We start from the raw sequence: 20,656 nt of genomic DNA on the forward strand, positions 1-20,656 counted from the left end.
CTACCACGCGCGATGGTTTATTTGAATAGCCACGAAAAGCCGCAAAAGGCACGAAACCTATGCGTTTTTTTTGCGTCGTTTGCGTCGCTTTGCGGCTATTCCGTGTCCCGGCCCTGAAGGGCCGGGCGAGGGTTATGAAGCCCGCTGCGCGGTCTGGATAGCCACGAAAAGCCGCAAAAGGCACAAAAACCTGAAATGTTTTGCGTCTTTTGTGTGGCTATTCCCTGTCTAGGGTTACGACGTGCGCTGTACGGGTTGAATAGCCATGAAAAGGCACAAAAACATACTACTTTTGCGCCTTTTGTGTCTTTGTGGCTATTCCCCGTGTCGCTCGGTCGAAACCATCACCCTGCCTGTTCGGCCAATACGCCAGCGGCGGCGTTGATCGCCGCGGCTAACTGGTCGGGGTTACGCCCGCCAGCTTGGGCGACTTCGGGTTTGCCGCCGCCGCCGCCACCGACGATTGCGGCCAGCGGCTTAACCAGTTGCACTGCGTTCAACCCGCGCCGGACAAGATCGGCGGTCACCATCGTCAGCAATTGCGGCTTGCCGTTGATGTGCGCACCGAGCACAATCACCGCGCTGCCTAGCTTGTCGCGCAGATACTCGCCCATCTCGCGCAAGCGCTCGACGGTATCGGCCTCGACCTCGGCGGCCAGCAACGGCACGCCGGCAACCGTCTGCACCCGGTTCAACAGTGTGGCGAGCTGCTCGCGCGCCATCTTGCTGCGCAGCGCCTCTAGCTCTTGCCGGCGCTGCCGGTTCTCGGCCAGCAACGCCTCGATCCGCTCGGCCAACTGGGAAGGTTGGGCATTGATCCGCGCCGCCAGATCGCGCAGCGCTTGGGCCTGCTCTTCCACCCACGCCTCGGCCCCGCGCCCGGTTAGCGCCTCGACGCGGCGGATGCCGCTGCCGATGCTGCCCTCGCTCACCAGCCGGACAAACCCGATCTCGCCGGTGCGATTGACGTGGGTACCGCCGCACAGCTCAAGGCTATCGCGCGAAGCGTACTCGCCGTTATCCAAACCGTTGCCGCGCTCGATCGTCACCACCCGTACCGTATCGCCATACTTCTCGCCAAACAGCGCGATCGCGCCGCGCGCCATCGCATCCTGATAGTCGGTAATCTCCCAGCGCACCGTGGCATCTGCCCGCACCCACGCATTCAAGCGCCGCTCGACTTCGCGCAATTCTTCGGGATCAACCGGCTTGGTGTGAGTGAAGTCGAAGCGCAACCGATCCGGCGCGACCAGCGAACCGGCCTGCGCCGCGTGCTCGCCGAGCACATCGCGCAGCGCGCGCTGGAGCATGTGGGTCGCAGTGTGGTTGCGCTGAATATCGGCCCGCCAAACGATGTCAACCGTCGCTTGCACCTGATCGCCCACGCTGATCGTGCCATCAACCACCCGGCCATAGTGAACGATCAGACCGGGCAGCGGGCGGCGAGTGTCTTCCACCCGCACCGACCCTTCTGGGCCGACCAGCAAGCCGGTATCGCCAACCTGACCGCCGCTCTCGGCGTAGAACGGCGTCGTATTGAGCACAATCTGCACTTGCCTCCCGGCGCTGGCCGTGTTTAGCGCATCACCATCAGCCAGCATCCCAATCACCGTCGCCCGGTCGCTCAGCCGCTCGTAGCCGGTAAAGTGGGAATTGGGCAGATCCAGTTCCACCCACAGATCAGCCTCGCCGCTGCGCTTGCTCGTCGCCGCCGCTCGCGAACGGGCCCGTTGCTCGGCCATCGCTGCTTCGTAGCCGGACTCATCAACCGTTAACCCCTGTTCGGCAGCGATCTTTTGGGTCAGATCGAGCGGGAAACCGTAGGTGTCTTTCAACACAAACGCATCGTTACCGGGAATCACCGTCTCGCCGCGGGCGCGCACCTGCTCGATCACCGCGTTCAGACGGGTAATGCCGCCGCTGAGCGTGCGCAAGAACTGGCGCTCCTCTTGATCGGCGGCGCTGAGGATAAACTCGCGCCGCTTAACCAATTCGGGATAAGCGTCACCCATCTGCTCGATCACCGCCGTGATCACTTCAGCGAGGAACGGGCGCTCGAAGCCGATCGTGCGACCCTGATACGCGGCGCGGCGCAAAATCCGGCGCAACACATACGCTCGGCCCAGATTGCCCGGTAACACGCCATCGGCGATCAAAAACGCAATCGCCCGCGCATGGTCGGCAATCGCGCGATAGGCGCTGCGGTGGGCCTGATAATGCGCCTCATCGCTGCCGCGCGCACTGATAATGCGATTGATAATCGCCACAAACAGATCGGTCTCGTAGGTGCTATGCACCCCCTGCATCACCATCGCCATCCGCTCAAGGCCCATGCCGGTATCAACCGACGGACGCGGCAGCGGCTGCATGGTGGCGCGGTCATACTGCATAAACACGTTATTCCAGATCTCGACATAATTGGGGTCGTCGGAATTCACCCCTTCGGCGCGCATCTGGCTGAGGTCATCGCCGATATACATCGTAATTTCCGAGCAGGGGCCGCAGGGGCCGGTATCGCCCATCACCCAGAAATTATCTTTGCGGCCAAAGCGCAGCACCCGTGACGGATCGGCCCCCTGCGCGATCCACAACTCGGCGGCCTCATCATCAGGTGGCACCTCGTCGTCGCCGGCAAAGACCGTAAACCACAGCCGCTCGACTGGCAACTGAAACTCTTCGGTCAACAACTTCCACGCCAGCTGGATCGCCTCGGCCTTAAAGTAATCGCCGAAGGAAAAGTTGCCCAACATCTCAAAAAAGGTATGGTGGCGCGGCGAGGGGCCAACCTCTTCGAGATCGTTATGCTTGCCGCTAACGCGCAAACACTTCTGCGCCGTCACAGCACGGGTATAGGGACGCTGCTCGCGCCCCAGAAAGACATCCTTAAACTGCACCATACCCGAATTGGCAAACAGCAGGGTCGGGTCGTCGGCGACGACCAGCGACGAGCTGGGCACGTGGGTATGGCCATGGCGAATAAAGAACGAGATAAACGTTTCGCGAATTTGGGCCGCGGTTAATTTTTGCATACGCATAACGCCTATTTAACGCCGAAAAGCTTTTCCTCGCGTTATTGTAGACGATGGTAGCGCCGACCGTCAACCGTTTTGGGAAGCATCTCGTGATACGAGGATAATGCGGTGCGTCATGGAGCGAGTCGAACTGCCGCGCAGGCGATTGCCGGCAATCTGACAACATAGTCATTGACACCCGCGCCGCCGTATGCTACACTGTTCTTGACGCATCGCGTCATTCCTTTCCCTGCTTGAAGTCATATCCGACAACAATGGGGTTGTCCATTGCTCAATGCTGAACAGGAGGCATCTATGGCGCTTATCTCTCTTCCGGCCAGCCTCACCCGCGTCATGCAGCAGGTGAATGTGCCGTTTGTTGACACCTTCCGCGCCTTGCGCAGCATCACTCCACAAGAAATTGGCCTGCTGCTGAAAAGCATTACTGCCAAACGGCGGCCCAAGCGCGTGCCGCCGATCAATAGCGATTTCTTCGATATTTTGGGCGAACTCTCGCCCGAAGAGCGGCTGATCCAGCAAAAGATCCGCTCATATATGGAAGAAAAGATCCGTCCGCTGGCCAACAGCTACTGGGAGCGGGGCGAGTTTCCGCACGAGATTGTGCCTAGCTTTGCTCGTCTCGTCGCCGAAACTTTCGGTACCCGGCCTTATGCCATCGACGCCCTCGGCCCAGTGCTCACCGGTGTGGCCTGTATGGAGCTCGCGCGGGTCGATCCATCAATCTACACTTTCTTCGGCGTGCATTGGGGCCTGTGCATGGGGTCGATCGACCTCTTCGGCGCAGCCGAACAGAAGCAACGCTGGCTGCCGCCAATGCAACGCTTCGAGCTGATCGGCTCGTGGGCCTTGACCGAACCGGACGTCGGCTCAGCGACCGCTGCCGGCCTCACTACTACGGCCCGCTTCGAGCGCGGCTACTGGGTGCTCAACGGGGCCAAGAAGTGGAGCGGCAACGCGCCGATTGCCGATCTCACCATCATTTGGGCACGCGACGTATCCAACAACCAAGTGCAGGGTTTCATCGTCGAGCGCGGCACGCCGGGGTACGAGGTCGAACGGCTGGAAGGCAAGATTGCCCTACGCACGGTGCAAAACGCGAATATCCGCCTCGTCAATTGCCGGGTGCCCGAAGCCAACCGGCTGCCGAATGTGGGCGGCTTCCGCGGTATCGCCCGTCAACTCGCGATCACCCGCGCCGCCGTCGCGTGGGCCATGACCGGGGTAGCGATGGGCGCGTATGAGAAGGCGTTGGCATACGCCCAGCAGCGCATCCAATTCGGACGGCCAATCGGCGGCTTCCAGTTGGTGCAGAACAGTCTGGTGCAGATGCTGGCCAGCGTGACCTCGATGCAGACCATGTGCCTGCGGATGAGCCAGATCGCTGCCCACCACGGCAAAGTCAGCCACGAGCACGCCTCGCTGGCAAAGGTCTTCTGCGGGGAAAAGATGCGCGAAACGGTGGCGCTGGCCCGGGCCGTCTTCGGTGGCAACGGCATTTTGCTCGAACACGAGGTGGCCCGTTACTTCGCCGACGCCGAGGCGCTCTATTCCTACGAAGGCACCCACGAGATGAACACGTTGATCGTGGGGCGCGCGATCACTGGGATGTCGGCGTTTGTGTAGGGGAGAACGCAGAGTGCGCAGAGACGGTTAAACGCAAAGGCGCAGGAGAGCCGGACGGCTGTCCGGCTCCGCAGAGAGCGCAGAGGGGGTTGGGGGAAGCGCCGCCGCTTCTGTTATCATTGCGAGCCGCGCTCCGCGCGGCGAAGCAATCTCCTACTTCAGCGGGAGGGATGCCTCCACGCCATTGGTTTGCATCTCAGCGGGAAGCTTGCTGCGGACGCTGCGCGCCCTCGCAATGACATTATTCCTCTCCGCGTCCTCGGCGCTCTCTGTGGTAAAACATCATTGACAACCGCCCCACTTGCTGCTATATTAGTGTGAAAGTTACACTATATAGCGAGGCACCTATGAATGGCGCGCAGCTCCGTACCGCTACCGGGATTCTCTTTACCGACCAGTATCAATTGACCATGGCCCAGCTCTATTTCCGCATGGGCATTCACGAGCGTCCGGCTCAGTTTGACCATTTCTTTCGCCAGCCGCCCAACTATGGCATGCATTCAGCCGGTTATTGCATCGCCGCCGGCCTTGAGTGGCTGCTCGATTGGATGGAGACGGCAGCGGTTGGCCCGGTTGAGCTTGAAGTCTTGCGCAGCCAGCGGAATCGGGTGGGCAAGCCGGTCTTTGGCGAAGATTTTTTGGCCTATTTGCGCGACCATGGCCATTTTGGCGGGATCACGCTGTGGGCAGTGCCTGAAGGGCGGGTGGTGCATGCCCAAGCGCCGATGACGATTGTGCGCGGGCCGTTGTTGATGGCACAGATTCTGGAAACCGCGCTGCTTAACCATCTCAATTATCAGACGTTGGTGGCGACCAAGGCGAGTCGCATTCGCGAGGCGAGCGGGGCGAGCACGGTGCTGGAGTTTGGCCTGCGCCGCGGGCAGGGGTTGGGGGCGAATGCTGGTACGCGGGCGGCTTTGATTGGCGGGGCCGATTTTACCTCGAATGTGGGTCTTGCCCATACCATCGGCCAGACTGCTAAGGGCACCCATGCCCACGCGATGGTGCAGTCGTTTCTGGCCCTCGGCATGAGTGAACTCGATGCCTTCCGCGCTTACGCCGAGGTCTATCCTGACGATTGTTTGCTGCTGGTGGATACGATCGACACCTTACACAGCGGGGTGCCGAATGCGATCCGGGTGTTTGAAGAGCTGCGCGCCAAAGGTCATAAACCGGTTGGGGTACGGCTCGATTCGGGCGACCTCGCCTACCTTGCGATTCTGACCGCGTTGATGCTGGATCGAGCCGGCTTCCCCGATACGGTGATCGTGCTCTCGAATGATTTGGACGAACTGGTGATTTGGCAGATTCAGAGCCAGATCGCTCAAGAGGCGCGGCGCTACAACGCCGATGCCGATGCAATTATTCGCCGGTTGGTGTACGGCGTCGGCACCCGGCTGGTCACGTCGCACGGCGAGGGGGCGTTAGGCGGGGTGTATAAGCTGGTGGCGCTGCACGATGGCAAGGAGTGGCAGCCGGCGATTAAGATTGCCGAGAGCGCGGCGAAGCTGACCAATCCCGGTTTGAAGCGGGTGTGGCGGTTGTACGACGAGCGCGGCAAGGCGACCGCCGACCTGATCGCGCTCGAAGATGAAGACCCGCCGAGCGAAGTGTGTATCCGGTTGCGCCACCCTAGCGACCATGCCCGCCAGCGCACGGTGAGTCGTTCGGAACTGACCGGGATCGAGCCGTTACTCGAACCGGCGATGGTGGAGGGCCGGCGAGTGGCTGAGCCGCTGACGCTGGAGCAGATGCGCGCGCGTCGCCACACTGATGTCGAGCGGCTTGACCTCGGTGTGCGCCGGATTATGAACCCGCATATTTACCACGTCTCGCTCAGCCAGCGCCTGTGGGATCTGAAGCAAGAGCTGCTGGCCCGCTTGCAACAGGTTTAGGCGCAGAGGGAGCAAAGACGCAGTTGAGGCAATGGCGCAGAGGATGGTAAACGCAAAGGCGCGAAGGACGCAGAGGGCGCCAAGGTTTTTTGGCAGTTATGAAGCGCGCTTATGCCCAGATGCTAACATCCTTTGCGACCTTTGCGCTCTTCGTGTCTTTGCGTTCCCGGACTTTGCGTCTTCGCACCCTTTACGCCTCTACATCAGTGTGCTATACTAAAGTTGGCACTGGCGCATGACGCGCCGCCGCTGGGGTTTCCCAGAGGAACTTCCCGACTCCCCGCTCGCCGCAAGGCGGAACGCCGCCCCGCGAAACAGCAAGCGGGGGCGCCGGTTGAGCAATCGGCCGGTGACGCAAGACGGCAACAGAGAACAGTCCCGCCGGGTTTCCGGTAAGGGGTGAAACGGTTGGGTAAGAGCCGACCAGCGCCGGCAGCAATGCCGGCGGCTAGGCGACTGCGCCGGCGATGGGGAGCAAGGTGCGTGGGGCGGGCTCATCGGTGGGAGAATGCGGCTCAGCCGCGTTCGTTATACCACCCCGTTCGCTCGCATCGCCGCCGCGACGGCAACCCGGGTAGCGCCCGGCGCGCTAGGAGCGGCCGCTGCTTGGCAGCGAGAGAGATGGCGGCATTAAACAGAATCGGGGGTACGGTCATGCGCCAGCTCATTCCCCTACGATCCGCGATACCGATACCACCGGCAGATCACAGAAGAAGGTTGATCCTTCGCCGAGGGTGCTCTTGACCCCAACGTTTCCACCCATATACGTGATTAAACGGCGGCAGATGGCAAGGCCTAAGCCGACGCCATGCACCTTCTGCCCGTTTGGCTGGCGGACGCGCTGAAACTCTTCAAAGATCCGCTCTTGATCGTCGGGGGCAATGCCCACACCGGTGTCTTTGACGCAAATGCGCACCCATTCGCCGCGTGGTTCAGCACAGATTTCCACCTGCCCATCTGGACGGTTGAATTTAATCGCGTTACTGACCAGATTGATCAGCACCTGTTCTAGCCGGCCAGCATGAGCCATCACCTTCGGTAATTCAGAAGGGATATTCACTAACAACGCCAAATTGCGTTCGTGGGCCTGCGGTAACATCTGCCCGGCTACATTCTGAATAATTGCACTTACCTCGACCGGCTCTACCTCCATCTCAAGTTGGCCGGCCTCCATGCGCGAAAACTCCAGAATATCGCTAATCAAGCGCATCAGCGTGAGGCTCGACTGCTTCATATAGCCGAGCGTCTCTTGCACGTCGGGGCTGAGTTCGCCTAACACGCCGCGCCGCAGCATATCGGTATAGCCGATAATGGAGGTCAGCGGCGTGCGTAACTCGTGGCTGACGGTGGCGAGAAAACCGGTTTTGAGCCGGTCGGCCCGTTGGACTTGCTCGTAGAGGCGGATGCGGATAATCGCATCGGTAATCAATTCACCGATGGCAGTGACCAACTCGCTCAGGGTCGGCGTCATCGTCTTGGGCGCACTAGTCGCTAACCCTAAGATGCCAGTCGCATGGTGTTCATGCCGGAGCGGAACCAGCAACAGCGATTGCAATCCTGCTTGACGTAAGCCGATTGCCAACGGATCTTCCTCGGTGAGTTCGGCCAGATTGATCAATTCTGGCCGTCCTTGTTGGATGCGCTGGATTAAGGTTGTAGCGGCAGCGCCGCTTATGATTTCGTTCTGCAACTGGCCGACGCCATAGGTAGTGAGGTCAACGACCACGGTGATACGCTGCTGCGATTCGTCGATCAGGCCAATCGAAACCCGTTCCCAATGGCCTTCGCGCACAATAATACGTGCGATCGTATTGAGCAACGAGCCGGTTTCTTGCGCGTTGTTGGCGCTGCGGGCAATGGCGTTGATCAGGCGCAGCGCAGCGATGTGGCGCGCGCGCTCTTGCTCGGCCCGCATCCGCTCGCTCACATCGCGAATCAACACCAGCGATCCGGTCGCAATCCCGGCGGCGGATTGGAGCGGACGGATGCGCACTTCGATCGCTTGGGAGCCGTTGTCGAGAATAACCGGACGAGTCGGCGCTGTGATGGTTGTGTTCAGCAGATGTTGCAGATCGCGCCCAAATGGCGAGGAGGCGACCAGTTGGGTTAAGGGGCGGCCAATCCAGCGATCGCTATGCACGCCAAGCAACCGGGGTGCGTGCTGATTGATCTCGGCGACCAGTCCACGGCTATCGAGCACGATCAGGCCGTCAGGCAAGCCAGCGATGACTTCTTGCTCGGCCAGCGGAGCTAAATCGTACAGCCGGTAGCGCATCGTTGTGTAAATACCAAGCGCTGCCGAGATAAAGAGCAAGATTGGCGTCGGATCATCGTTCCACGGCACCTTTAACCCGCCAAGAAAAGCGATATTGCCGGCAGCCGGAATGAGCGCTGCGGTGAGCATCAGGCGGGCATGGTAGCGATGCACCGGCGGTGCTTGCCACGAGGCGCGGGCCAGCACGATAATGCCGATCGCCAGACAGACATACGCATATACGGTGTGAAACCAGAACGCTGGTCCGCGGGTGACTGACAGCCAGAGGAAGGGGCGTGAAGTGTCGGCTTCGACCGTCGCCCACCAGAGATAATGGAGATTGTTCGTCAGTGCCAGCACCAGCGAAATGAATTCGGGCACAAAGATGCCGCGCCGCAACCAGCGCGCCACCCGCCACCACTCACCGGAATAGGCGAGTGCGATTAAGAGCCAACACGGTCCGATCAGTACGATCCCTAAATTCTGCAACAACGACCAGAAGAGTGTCCCTTCAAAGGTCGTGTCTATGATGCTGAGCGCATGACAGAGATTCCACCATGCAATAGCGATCAGTAACAAGGTAAATGGTCTTCCACCGCGATAGTAACGGCGTTGCCACATGAACATTACCAATCCGGCTGCGATAATGGCCGGGATCAGGTAAATCATCATGAAGGGAATTGCCGCCATGCTCGCGTCTCACCCTATGTGCGCATTGGTGGTCTTGCAAACAAGATTGGTTTACCTCGAATGGTCTTGTTGCAGCATCCAGAATATAGGTTCGGCCTATACCGATTATTATACCTTAAAACGATAAACGACAAGAGGTGCGGTATCTTTCACATTATACTGATGCGATACCCGGCTTTGCTTTGGCTCACACCTCTGCTCCCCTGTAGGTTTTGTTGTGATTCTTGACCATGCCATCTACCGATACACTGCATGACAACGGAGTCGCTCGACACGAAGTACTCGCTACCGAACTGTTATCAACAGAATATATGCTGCCTTCTCGATAGTCACTTGACATTCCAGTTGCTGGAAGGTGTATCTTCAGTGTATGTAACAAATCGGTAGTGAAAGGGATGGTATATGTGTACCCCTTACGGTTGTGTGGTAGATGCGAGTGCGGTAACAGGTGACGCGAAGCTACCTCAGTCTTCGGCTAATCTGTGTCCGTCTTGTCAGGCAACCGGTAAAAAGGTGCCAATCCAAACGGTACGTGCGTTAGCTGCGATCAGTTTGCGGCGGGTAACGGCACGAGAGTACCGGTTTTGTCAAACGGCAGATTGTCCGGTTGTGTACTTCAGCAATGATGGTTTACAGACACTAACGGTAGATCACGTTCGTGAGCGCGTGTTTCAGAAGGAAGCTCACCAACCAGATGTGTTTGTGTGCTACTGTTTCCGGTATCGGGTAGGTGATCTGAGCGGAGCGAGCCAGGCCAATTACGAAGCGATTGTTGCTGATATTAAAGCCGGTATTGCTGCCGACCAGTGTGCATGCGATCTCCGGAATCCGCAGGGTGTATGTTGTTTGGGGAATGTCATGCGCATCATCCGCGCTCAAGAGAATAGTTAGAAGTTCTAAATATCCTTGTCGAGAGCAGTGAAGTATGCTATCGTTGTCGCAGCAATCGGTCAGCACTCTCACAAAATGATTATGACCACGGCTGAGACAACTATCTCGATCATTACAACCGATCACGATTTGATCGATCATCTACAGACCTTACTAGGTGCAGAATGGCAACTGGTGTCGGCTACGGAGGTTCATCTCTCCCATCCACATTTGATCGATCTGCGCGTCGCGATCCCGGCTAATCTTGCAGCCCGAGCTGAACAAGCACCGCTGATCGGATTAGTTGCCGATATTGCTGCGATCGGTGAAGTCTTGCGAGCCGGCGCTCACGAAGTCATCACGATGGCCGATCTGCAACCGATCTGTTTGCATCGCGCCATCAGTACTGCGCAGATCCGTTGGCAGATCGAGCAGATGCGCCGTCAGCAACTCGCCGAGGCACGGGCGCAAGTCCAGGCGTTGACGGTGCGGTTGCAGAACGAACAGATCCGTGATCCCCTTACCGGGTTGTATACCCGCCGTTATCTTAACGAGACGTTAGAACGCGAGCTGCGGCGCGCCGATCGCGAGCAGGTGGTGCTCAGCGTGGCGTTGATCGATATTGACCAGCTTGAGCAGGTGAATTGGCAGTTTGGCCGCGCGCTCGGCGATGCGGTGTTGCAACATCTGGCAAATCTGATTGGCCGGCAAGTGCGCGGCGGCGATATTTTCTGTCGCTACGGCAGCGATGAATTGCTGTTGGTATTACCGCGGGTGACGCTAGAAACCATCTTGCACCGCGCTGAACAGTGGCGTGCGGCAGTGGCGCAGACGGTGATTCGCCCTAGTACGCTTGATCTGCAAGTGACGATTTCTATCGGCGTAGCCGCCTTTCCCCGCAATGCGCGCAATGCGGCTGAATTGCTGACGCGGGTGAGCGAAGCGCTGTATGCGGCAAAAGTAGCCGGCGGCAATTGTGTGCGGCCATTGCCGGCGACAGGCAAGCCGTAGCTATGAAATGCGGCAGTGTAACTGCCGCACACCTTGTGGTCTCAACGCTAGCGACGTTGCCTTGCAGCGTCGCTACAATAGTAAGGCAGTGCCAATTATGCGACTAGCAGGCAAACGGATAGCGATTCTGCTGGCTGAAGGGGTGGAAGACCTTGAGTTTTATGTGCCGCTGATGCGCCTGCAAGAAGAGTGTGCGCAGGTGTTGGCCGCCGGGCTCGATCTGCGTCCGGTGCGTGGTAAGAACGGGCTAGAGATCACCCCCACGACGACCATTGCTGAATTGCGCGCTGATGACCTGTTTGGCTTAGTGTTGCCCGGCGGCTGGGCGCCGGATAAGCTGCGCCGCTATCAGGCGGTGACCGATCTGGTGCGCGCGATGGATGCCGCCGGCAAGGTGATCGGGATTATCTGCCACGGCGGTTCGATTGCGATTTCCGCCGGGATTGTGCGCGGTCGTCCGGCTACTGGCTCGACCGGAATCAAGGACGATCTGATCAATGCCGGCGCGACGTGGGTGGATGAAGCGGCCTTCCGCGATGACCATCTGGTCTGGGGGCGGGTGGTGGCTGATATTCCCGCCTTCTGCCGCGAACTGGTGGCGGCTTTGGTGGAGCGTGCATGACCCCGCGCATCGCTTATTGCTCACCCGTCAACCCAGCCCCGTCGGGGATTTCCGATTATAGCGAGGAGTTGCTGCCCTACCTCGCCCAATACGCCGAAATCACGCTGTTTGTTGAGGATGGATTGCGCCCGACAAATCCTCAGCTTGAGCGGCATTTCACGGTCTTGCCCATCCGCAAGCTCGAACGGCTCGCCCGGCGAGGAGCGTTTGATGCGATTGTTTACCACATGGGCAATAGCCCGGCCCATGCCGGCATCTGGCGGGTTGCGCAGCGCGTTCCCGGCGTGATGGTGATGCATGATTTCGTGCTGCATCACTTTATGGTGTGGTACGCGGCGAATGTGCAGCGCGACGTAAAGCGCTACGTGGCGATGATGCGGGCGCGCTACGGCGTGGAGGGCGAGAACGTCGCTCAGCTCATGATCCGTTCGCGCTTTAGCGAAGCGGCGTTTTCGTTTCCGTGCAATGAAGATGTACTAGCCGCCGCCAAGGCGGTGATTGGGCATAGCCGGTATCTGTTGGAACGGGTGGCGGCCATCCGGCCCGATCTCCCGCGCGGTCTCGTGCCGATGGGGGTGCCGTTGCCGCCAGTGATTGATCGCAACGAGGCGCGCCGGCGGTTGGGCATCCCGCTCGAACGCCCGTTGTTGGCGACGTTTGGCAATATCAATGCATGGAAGCGGATCGAACCAACCCTGCGGGCGCTATCCGCCTTGCGCCGGGAGGGGATCGATGCCCACGGTGTGTTGGTTGGTTCCGTTTCACCCAATTATGCTCTCAAGAGTGTGATCCAGCGGCTCGGCCTGCAAGCAGCCGTGACCGTCACCGGCTATGTCGAGCGATCACGGTTTGAGGATTATGTCGCTGCGACCGACGTCTGCCTGAATTTGCGTTACCCGACCGCCGGTGAAACCAGCGCTAGCCTGTTGCGTCTGCTCGGCGCAGGCAAGCCGACGCTCGTCAGCGCAGTTGATGCTTTCTGCGAATTGCCGCCCGACGTGGTGGCGCAGGTCGATGTTGACGAGTGCGAAACCGATATGATCGTTGCCTATTGCCGGCGCTTGCTGGCTGATCCGGCGCTGGCGGCGGCCTTAGGGGCGCGGGCGCGGGCGTATGTAGTGACCAACCATACCTTGCCCGGCGCGGCGCGGGCGACGATCGGCTTTTTGGCCGCGGTCTACGGTTGGCCGGTCCCGCGTTTGCTCCGCGCCGAGCCGCTCTGGGATCCGGCCCCGCCCTTGGCGCCGGTAGCTTCGTTGGCATCACCGGCGCAGCCGACTGCGGCGCCGCCTTCGCTGTTGGTGCAAGCGGCGGCACGTGCGGCTGCCGAAATTGGCTTGACCGAAGACGATACCGCGGCGCTGCGTTCGGTTGCGGCGCGGATTGATGAATTGACGTAATGACAAACGACATCGCTTTTGTGTTTATCGTGCTGGGGGTGATGATCGCGCTGTTCGTCAGCGATCGCATCCGGCTCGATCTAGTTGCGATCATGGGGATGCTGGTGCTGATGTTGAGCGGCATCCTCACCCCTGCCGAGGCGGTGGCCGGGTTTGGTGATACAACCGTATTGCTGATAGCCGCACTCATGGTGGTTGGCGATGGCCTGTTCCAGACCGGCGTGGCGGCGTGGATCGGCCAGCGGTTGGGCCAGATTGCCGGGAACAACGAACGCCGGATCCTAGTGACGTTGATGATTCCGGTGGCCGTGCTGTCGGCGTTCATCAGCTCGACCGGCACAGTGGCGATTATGCTGCCGATTGCGGTCAATTTGGCCCGTCGCGCCGGCCTGAGCCCGTCGCGCTTGTTGTTGCCGCTGGCGTATGCGGCTCTGGCCGGAGGGATGCTGACGCTTGTTGGTACGCCGCCTAACCTCATTGCCGCCGATGCTTTAGTAGCTGCTGGGAGACCTCCGCTCGGCTTTTTTAGTTTTTCCCCGATCGGCGGCTTGGTCGTAATCGCAATCACGCTCGTGATCGTGCTGTTTGGGCATTGGCTGTTGCCAGCACGAGTTGCGCCGGTGACAAGTGAGACGCGCGGGCCAACGCTGGCTGAACTAGCTGCCGAGTACCGCTTGACCGAGGGGTTGGCGCAGGTGCGGGTCGCCGCCGATTCGCCGCTGACCGGTTTGACGCTGGCCGAGGCGCGTTTGCATAGCCGGTATGGGGTGACGGTAGTGGGGATTCGCCGCTGGCCGGCCAATCGGCCAGCTCCCGGCCCGGCGCGCGCGGTTACTGCGGCGACGCGCGTGCTCGCTGACGATCTGCTCGATGTGATCGGTGATGAGGCGGCGGTAGCGGCGCTCTGCCGCGCCGAGCGTTTGATTCCGCAAGCACCGCGGCCCGATCTGCCGTTTGGGCCGGATTTGCCGGTGATGGAAGTGGCGCTTACCCCGCGGTCGCGTTTTATTGGCCAGACGGTGGTTGCTTCCGAGCTGCGCCAACTGTTTGGCGTGACGGTGTTGGGGGCGCGTCGCTTGGGCCAGCCACTCGCTGGCGACCCAACCCACGAAACGCTGCGCTTTGGCGATACGTTGCTGGTTGCCGGCCCGCCGGCTCGCCTTGAGGCGATCGTGCGCGACCAACGCACCTTTGGCGATCTGGCAGTGGTGGCGCTGCCGCGCGATCTGGCCGTCAGCGGCGGCCGGCTCAGCCGGCGCGCGCTATTGGCCATTGCGATTATGCTGGCAATGTTGGTCGTGATGGCCGGTGGTTGGTTGCCGACCGTCACGGTGGCCTTGGTGGCGGCAGTGGCAATGGTTATCACCGGCTGTGTACCGCTCAGTGATATCTATCGCCGCCTCAGTTGGGAGAGCTTAGTGTTGATTGCGGCGATGTTGCCGATGGCGACAGCGCTCACGAAGACTGGTGGCGCGACCTTGATCGCCAACGAGCTGGCAACTGCGCTCGGTGCGTTCTCACCGTTGGTGGTGCTGGCTGGCGTGTTCATCATCACCAGCTTTCTCAGCCAGTTCATCTCGAATACCGCTACGGCCGTGTTGATGATGCCGATTGCGTTGGGGATTGCGCAGCAGCTAGGCTTAGCGCCGGAGCCGCTCGTCATCACGGCGGCGATTGCCGCTTCGACGGCCTTTGCCACTCCGATCGCCTCGCCAGTCAACACGCTCGTGCTGGTGCCGGGAGGCTATCGGTTTGCCGATTATGCCCGCGCCGGCATCCCGTTGCAGGTCGTTGTGCTGATGATTTGTCTGCTAGTGGCGCCGTTGATCTTTCCGTGGTGATCGGAGCGGCACGCTTTATGCTACAATCAGCCTTGCCGGTTTGTGAAACGATACCTGTTGCTATATAAGGAGGTTTATGGTGAGTGTCAAAAAGATCGGCATTCTCGTCGGTCGCGAGTGGTCGTGGCCGCCCGCCTTCATCGAAGAGGTCAATCGGCGTCATGCTGGCGTGTGGGCCGAGTTCATCAAGCTTGGTGGAACGCGCATGGCCGAGTTGTGCGACTACGACGTGATTGTCGATCGCATCAGCCATGAGATCCCGTACTACCGCACGTTTCTCAAGACGGCAGCGCTCAGCGGCACCCGCATTGTCAATAACCCCTTCTGGTGGAGCGCTGATGATAAGTTTTTTGGCGCCTCGTTGGCGACGGCGCTTGGCATTCCCCATCCGCGCACAGTGGCGCTGCCGTCGCACTCCTACATCGAGGGCGTGGTCGAAGAATCGCTGCGCAATCTGCAATACCCGATTCCGTGGAAAGAGCACGTCGATTATGTCGGCGGCTTCCCGGTCATTCTCAAGCCAGCATGGGGCGGTGGTTTTAAGAAGGTCTACAAAGTGCATTCGTATGAGGAGTTGTGGCGCGCCTACAACGAGACCGGCATCGAGTGCATGATGCTGCAAGAGTACATTGCATGGGAGAAGTACGTGCGCTGCATCGTGATCGGTCGCCGCCACATTATGACGATCAAGTTTGATGCCAATGCGCCGTGGCCGCACCGCTACTTCCGCGACGATAACTACCTGACCCCTGATGAAGGCCGGCAGGTGGTGGAGGGCGCGCTCAAGCTGAATCAGGCCCTCGGCTACGACATGAACACGGTCGAGTTCGCCATCCGCGACGGCGTTGCGTATGCGATTGACTTCACCAACCCCGCGCCCGACTTCGATGTCAATTCGCTCACGCCCTACTACTTCGACTGGGTGGTGCGCACGATGGCCGATTTCATCATCGATCTGGCTTTGCAAGGCCGGGCCAAGCCGGAAGCGTTCGCATGGCATCGTTTGTTGAACGGCCCGATGGCCCCGGCTGTCGCGCCGGTGGCTGCGCCGGAAGCTGTCCCCAACAGTGACCCGCCGGCTGCCGAAGCGCCGGCAGCGCCGAAGCGCCGGACAACGCGCAAGAAGAAGGCGGCTGAAGAGGCGTAAGATTCATCCCATTCCCGTTGGGGAATAGCCATAAAAATACACAAAAGACACGAGAATATAATGATATTTTTGTGTCTTTTGTGTCTCTTCGTGGCTATGCAAAGAGTGACGGGGCGGGGCACACGAAGCTCGCCCTTGTGGGAGATTGCTTCGCCTCGCGGGGGCAGAGCACGGCTCTGCCCCTACGCTCGGCTCGCAATGACAAGTGGGAAGCTCTTTGCGCCCTCTGTGCGCTTCGCGCCTTTGCGTTACGAATCTCTGCACCTTTGCTCCCTTTGCGCCTTGCTGAGTCGCCGCAAAACACACACAAGTAATCTCGTGTTATATTTTTTGTGTCGTTTGTGTCTCTTTGTGGCTATTCAGAAAAGTCCGGGGTGGGGCATTACACGTTGTCTCGAGACCGATAAGGAACGATTATGACTCTTGCGCAGGCAATTGCCGATTACCACGCTCTGCTCGATCCGGCGCTGGCAGCCGCGTCGTGGCAGCGGCTGACCGAAGAGATGCGCGCCCGCCAGCTCTATTTCGGCGAGCGTCCGCTGTCCACTGTGCTGCGTCCGCGCTTGATTACGGCATCGCAGTACGATTTGTTACGACGGGGAACGCAACACGTCGCTGAAGCGGCGCGCGCGATCGTGGCGGCATCGCTTGAGAATAACGAAACCGGACAAGCGGTGCGCGATATCTTGATGCTCACCCCCCTCGAAGAGCGGCTGATCGCGATGCATCCCGGTTATCTCGAACCGAGCGCCCATTCTCGCATGGATACCTTCCTCACGGTGGATGGGTCTTCGCTGCAATTTGTTGAGTACAACGCGGAAAGTCCAGCGGCGATTGCTTACGAAGATTTACTGGCGCAGGCCTTTTTGGCCATGCCGGTGATGGCAGAGTTCGCCAAGCGCTATCCGCTGATACCGTTGCCTGCCCGCCCGTACATGCTGCGCACGCTGATGGATTGCTGGCGCGCAGCCGGTAGTCCCGGCCACGAGCCGCGAGTGGCGATTGTCGATTGGCGCGGTGTGCCGACTGCCACTGAATTCGAGATGTTCCGGCGCTATTTCAACGAGCACGGCTTGCCGGCAGTGATCTGCGCGCCGCAAGACCTCGCCTTCCACGATGGCCAGTTGTGGGCGCGGTTGGAAGACGGTAGCGAGACGCTGGTCACGATCGTCTTTAAGCGGGTGTTGACCAGCGAGTTTCTCACCCACTACGGTGATGACGCGCTCAGTCATCCGCTGGTACAGGCGTATGCCGCTGGCGTATGCGTGATCGTTAATTCGTTCCGCGCTAAACTGCTACACAAGAAGTCGCTGTTTGCCCTGCTGTCCGACGAACGGTTCTATGATCCGCTCAGCGCCGAGCAGCGCGCCGCCGTCGCCGCTCATGTGCCGTGGACGCGCGTGGTGCGGCCTAGCCAGACGACTTATCAGGGTGAGACGATTGATTTGCTGGCGTTTGCCCGCGCGAATCGCGAGCGGCTGTTGTTGAAGCCGAACGATGAGTACGGCGGCAAGGGGATTACTATCGGTTGGGAGGTGAGCGTCGCCGAGTGGGAAGCCGCGCTGAACGCGGCCCTCGCTGCACCGTTTGTGGTGCAAGAGCGCGTGACCATCGCGTATGAGCCGTATCCGGCATTGGTTGACGGGCAGGTTGTGATCGGCGAGCGATTGGTGGATAGCGATCCGTTCCTGTTTGGCACCGAAGTCAATGGCTGTCTGTGCCGGCTGTCAACGGTGACGTTGCTCAATGTCACTGCCGGCGGTGGCAGCACGGTGCCAGTCTTCGTGATCGATGGTTGATCACCGTGAGGAGGGCGTGATGCAGGTGCGTGATGCCCTTGGCCGGACAATCGAGCTGGCTGCACCGCCACAACGGATTGTCTCGTTGGTGCCGAGTATGACCGAGTGGCTGTTTAGCGTGGGAGCCGGTGAGCGGGTGGTGGGGATTACCGACTATTGCATCGAACCGTCGGTGGCCATTGCGCATCTGCCGCGCCTGCGCGGCACCAAAAACCCGGATCGGACAGCGGTTCTCTCGCTGCGCCCCGATCTGCTCATCGCCGAGCAAGAAGAGAACCGTGAGCGCGATGTGCTAGCCTTGGCCGCTGCCGGTGTCAATGTCTATGTCACCGCCATTCGCAGTGTGGCCCATGCCGCTACACAGTTGGCGGCGCTAGCCGAAGTGCTTGGGGTGGCGGCGACGGCTGCGCCAATGATCGCTGAAATACAGGCGGCTATGGCTGATCCGCCGGTGCCTGCACGCCGGGTGCTGGCGCTGATTTGGCGTGATCCGTGGATGGCGGTGGGGCAAGACACCTACGCCAACGATCTCTTGCGCCTCAGCGGCGGGATCAATGTGGCGGCGGCGCTGTCGGGCCGCTATCCGCGCGCGCCGCTGGCCGAATTGCTAGACCTGAATCCTGATATCATCCTCTTGCCGAGCGAGCCGTACCCCTTTAGCGAGCGCGATCTGCCGGCGTTTGCTGAGGTAGCTGATCGCTGCCAGATCGCGTTCTGCGATGGCATGGCCTTGACATGGCCCGGCCCGCGTACCGCCGCAGCGATCGCCTCGTTTCGGCAACTACTAGGAAATGTTGTATGAGCCAATTGGTCTGGTTACGTGAAGCAGTGATGGGATTGGCGTTGGGCGATCGTGCGCGTAGTGTGCTCAACGCTGGCCCCGTGCCGGCGGCGACGGTCGATGGCGCGGCGCTAGCCGCTGAACTCAAGCGGGCTGTCAACCAGTTTAAGGCGCAGGCAATGGATGCCGGCGGCACACAGGTGGCCTACGATCGCTTGCGCTCTGATCCGGCTTACCTCACTTTCCGCACTGAACTCACCCCGCAGTTGCAGTGCTTCGATCCGGCTTCGTTGCCGGATCGGGCAACGAAGCTGGCCTTTTGGATCAACCTCTACAACGCGCTGGTGATCGATGCCGTCATTGCCTTTGGTGTCCAAACCAGTGTTGCCGATGAATTGGCCGGCCTCAGCTTCTTTCAAGCTGCGGCTTATCAGATCGGCGGCCAGCGTTGTTCGCTCAACGACATCGAGCACGGCATCCTGCGCGCTAATCGCGGCCATCCCTTCATCCCCGGTCCCCAGTTTGCCGCCGGGGATCCGCGCCTCGCTTGGATCATCGATCTGCCTGATGTCCGGATCCACTTTGCGCTCAATTGCGCCAGCCGTTCGTGTCCGCCGATTGGCGTCTACAGTGCCGAGCAAATCGATGTCCAGCTTGAACTGGCAATGCGCAGCTTTGTTGATGCCGATGTGACTATCGATCCGGCCCGCGGCGCGATCCATCTATCGCGCATCTTCGACTGGTACCGCGAGGATTTTGACGGCCCCAACGGAATTGTGCAACTCTTGCGGCAGGCGCTGCCCGATGACGAACGCCGGGCATGGCTGGTACAAGCGCAGCGGGGCCGTTTGGTCTATCGTCCGTATAATTGGTCGTTGAATCGCGGCTAACGTGAGCCGGTATCGACCAACCCGTCGAAACGTTGCGAGAAACAGAACATTTGTGTTGATCGTTGGGTAATGCCTCAACGCTTAGCTTTGCACTCCCCTCTCCCGCGCTAGTGGGAGAGGGGGTGAGGGTGAAATGGCACGTCTCAAAGCCTTCAACCACATCTGCGCTGATACGTTCTGTCCACCCTTAAAAGCCCCAAAACGCAGGTATACTACCAAAGCAGGATTAACAGCGGCACAGGCATGGCAGAGGACGTTATGACCGATGACTGGCGCAATCGCTCACTCAAAGATCTTTACCGGCTGACCGGCCAGATCTTCTCGCAGCTTCCGGCGTTGGCCCGCCTGTGGGGTGGCGCGTACCGCGCGCTCAGTTTCGATACAGTGCCCTTCACCCCTATGCGCAAGCCGCTGTCTGAAGCTCGCTTTGCGCTGGTCACGACTGGCGGTGTTCACCGGCGCGATCAACCGCCGTTTGACATGGCTGATCCGCGCGGAGACCCTACCTACCGCCGCATTCCGGCTGATACGTCGGTAGCTGATCTCACCATTACCCACGACTACTATGACCATACCGACGCCGAGCGCGATCTGAACATTCTCTTCCCGCTGGCATTGATGCGATCATTGGCGCAGCGCGGGATCATTGGCGGTTTGGCTGATTGCTACAGCTTCATGGGCCATATCGAACCGCCCCATCTCGAAACCTTGCTGCGGCAAACCGCCCCTGAAGTCGCCAGCTTTCTGAAACAAGAGCAGGTTGATGCCGTTTTGCTCACTCCTGCCTGAGGATTGTGCAAT

The 20,656-nt window shown here is 59.9% G+C and carries 14 protein-coding genes; 12 read left to right on the top strand and 2 right to left on the bottom strand.

What is annotated here, in order from left to right:
- Positions 1-344: 344 nt before the first annotated feature.
- The gene (alaS, locus tag U9R61_RS04555) at positions 345-3,029 is read right to left on the bottom strand and encodes an alanine--tRNA ligase (protein WP_322487636.1); all 2,685 of its coding nucleotides are present in this window, start codon (positions 3,027-3,029) and stop codon (positions 345-347) included.
- A gap of 297 nt (positions 3,030-3,326) precedes the next feature.
- Here alaS and U9R61_RS04560 point away from each other — a divergent pair, with 297 nt between their 5' ends.
- Positions 3,327-4,655 carry an acyl-CoA dehydrogenase family protein gene (locus tag U9R61_RS04560; RefSeq protein ID WP_322487637.1) on the top strand — a complete coding sequence of 443 codons (1,329 nt, stop codon included), beginning with the start codon at positions 3,327-3,329 and terminating at the stop codon, positions 4,653-4,655.
- A 347-nt stretch (positions 4,656-5,002) separates the two neighbouring features.
- Positions 5,003-6,550 (top strand): nicotinate phosphoribosyltransferase, encoded by a 1,548-nt coding sequence (locus U9R61_RS04565; protein WP_322487638.1) that lies wholly within the window; start codon positions 5,003-5,005, stop codon positions 6,548-6,550.
- A gap of 664 nt (positions 6,551-7,214) precedes the next feature.
- On the opposite strand, the gene U9R61_RS04570 is transcribed toward U9R61_RS04565, so the two are convergent.
- Entirely contained in the window at positions 7,215-9,494 is a 2,280-nt protein-coding gene (locus tag U9R61_RS04570) for a histidine kinase N-terminal 7TM domain-containing protein (RefSeq protein ID WP_322487639.1), read from the bottom strand.
- 402 nt (positions 9,495-9,896) lie between these two features.
- Between U9R61_RS04570 and U9R61_RS04575 the strand changes: the two genes are divergently transcribed.
- The 10 genes from U9R61_RS04575 to U9R61_RS04620 all read left to right on the top strand — a co-directional run bounded on the left by U9R61_RS04575 (position 9,897) and on the right by U9R61_RS04620 (position 20,644).
- On the top strand, positions 9,897-10,385 hold the full coding sequence (locus U9R61_RS04575; RefSeq protein ID WP_322487640.1) for a putative iron-sulfur cluster-binding metallochaperone: 489 nt from the start codon (positions 9,897-9,899) through the stop codon (positions 10,383-10,385).
- An 81-nt stretch (positions 10,386-10,466) separates the two neighbouring features.
- Positions 10,467-11,375: a GGDEF domain-containing protein gene (locus U9R61_RS04580; protein ID WP_322487641.1), complete on the top strand. Its 909-nt coding sequence runs from the start codon at positions 10,467-10,469 to the stop codon at positions 11,373-11,375.
- Positions 11,376-11,472: 97 nt separating this feature from the next.
- A complete protein-coding gene (locus U9R61_RS04585) occupies positions 11,473-11,997 on the top strand; it encodes a type 1 glutamine amidotransferase domain-containing protein (protein WP_322487642.1) in 525 nt (174 codons plus the stop codon).
- A complete protein-coding gene (locus U9R61_RS04590) occupies positions 11,994-13,397 on the top strand; it encodes a glycosyltransferase family 4 protein (RefSeq protein ID WP_322487643.1) in 1,404 nt (467 codons plus the stop codon). Before U9R61_RS04585 ends, U9R61_RS04590 begins: the two co-directional genes overlap by 4 nt.
- Positions 13,397-15,238: an SLC13 family permease gene (locus U9R61_RS04595; protein ID WP_322487644.1), complete on the top strand. Its 1,842-nt coding sequence runs from the start codon at positions 13,397-13,399 to the stop codon at positions 15,236-15,238. The genes U9R61_RS04590 and U9R61_RS04595 overlap by 1 nt, the downstream gene beginning before the upstream one ends.
- Before the next feature lie 79 nt (positions 15,239-15,317).
- Entirely contained in the window at positions 15,318-16,385 is a 1,068-nt protein-coding gene (locus U9R61_RS04600; RefSeq protein WP_416208819.1) for an ATP-grasp domain-containing protein, read from the top strand.
- Between the two features lie 416 nt (positions 16,386-16,801).
- The gene (locus tag U9R61_RS04605; RefSeq protein WP_322487646.1) at positions 16,802-18,184 is read left to right on the top strand and encodes a circularly permuted type 2 ATP-grasp protein; all 1,383 of its coding nucleotides are present in this window, start codon (positions 16,802-16,804) and stop codon (positions 18,182-18,184) included.
- A 19-nt stretch (positions 18,185-18,203) separates the two neighbouring features.
- Positions 18,204-18,986 carry a helical backbone metal receptor gene (locus U9R61_RS04610; protein ID WP_322487647.1) on the top strand — a complete coding sequence of 261 codons (783 nt, stop codon included), beginning with the start codon at positions 18,204-18,206 and terminating at the stop codon, positions 18,984-18,986.
- Entirely contained in the window at positions 18,983-19,855 is an 873-nt protein-coding gene (locus U9R61_RS04615; protein WP_322487648.1) for a DUF547 domain-containing protein, read from the top strand. The genes U9R61_RS04610 and U9R61_RS04615 overlap by 4 nt, the downstream gene beginning before the upstream one ends.
- A gap of 258 nt (positions 19,856-20,113) precedes the next feature.
- Positions 20,114-20,644, top strand: a complete 531-nt coding sequence (locus tag U9R61_RS04620; RefSeq protein ID WP_322487649.1) for a glycine/sarcosine/betaine reductase selenoprotein B family protein — start codon at positions 20,114-20,116, stop codon at positions 20,642-20,644.
- The last annotated feature ends 12 nt before the right edge of the window (positions 20,645-20,656 follow it).

Origin of the sequence: Chloroflexus sp. (genome assembly GCF_034431535.1) — a bacterium.
Lineage (GTDB): Bacteria > Chloroflexota > Chloroflexia > Chloroflexales > Chloroflexaceae > Chloroflexus.

Bases quoted from the DNA above. Each gene is read 5' to 3' on its own strand.
- U9R61_RS04570 (WP_322487639.1), bottom strand. From the start codon at position 9,494: ATGGCGGCAATTCCCTTCATGATGATTTACCTGATCCCGGCCATTATC.
- U9R61_RS04580 (WP_322487641.1), top strand. From the start codon at position 10,467: ATGACCACGGCTGAGACAACTATCTCGATCATTACAACCGATCACGAT.
- U9R61_RS04615 (WP_322487648.1), top strand. From the start codon at position 18,983: ATGAGCCAATTGGTCTGGTTACGTGAAGCAGTGATGGGATTGGCGTTG.
- U9R61_RS04595 (WP_322487644.1), top strand. From the start codon at position 13,397: ATGACAAACGACATCGCTTTTGTGTTTATCGTGCTGGGGGTGATGATC.
- U9R61_RS04585 (WP_322487642.1), top strand. From the start codon at position 11,473: ATGCGACTAGCAGGCAAACGGATAGCGATTCTGCTGGCTGAAGGGGTG.
- U9R61_RS04610 (WP_322487647.1), top strand. From the start codon at position 18,204: ATGCAGGTGCGTGATGCCCTTGGCCGGACAATCGAGCTGGCTGCACCG.
- U9R61_RS04620 (WP_322487649.1), top strand. From the start codon at position 20,114: ATGACCGATGACTGGCGCAATCGCTCACTCAAAGATCTTTACCGGCTG.
- U9R61_RS04605 (WP_322487646.1), top strand. From the start codon at position 16,802: ATGACTCTTGCGCAGGCAATTGCCGATTACCACGCTCTGCTCGATCCG.
- U9R61_RS04590 (WP_322487643.1), top strand. From the start codon at position 11,994: ATGACCCCGCGCATCGCTTATTGCTCACCCGTCAACCCAGCCCCGTCG.
- U9R61_RS04565 (WP_322487638.1), top strand. From the start codon at position 5,003: ATGAATGGCGCGCAGCTCCGTACCGCTACCGGGATTCTCTTTACCGAC.
- U9R61_RS04560 (WP_322487637.1), top strand. From the start codon at position 3,327: ATGGCGCTTATCTCTCTTCCGGCCAGCCTCACCCGCGTCATGCAGCAG.
- U9R61_RS04575 (WP_322487640.1), top strand. From the start codon at position 9,897: ATGTGTACCCCTTACGGTTGTGTGGTAGATGCGAGTGCGGTAACAGGT.
- alaS (WP_322487636.1), bottom strand. From the start codon at position 3,029: ATGCAAAAATTAACCGCGGCCCAAATTCGCGAAACGTTTATCTCGTTC.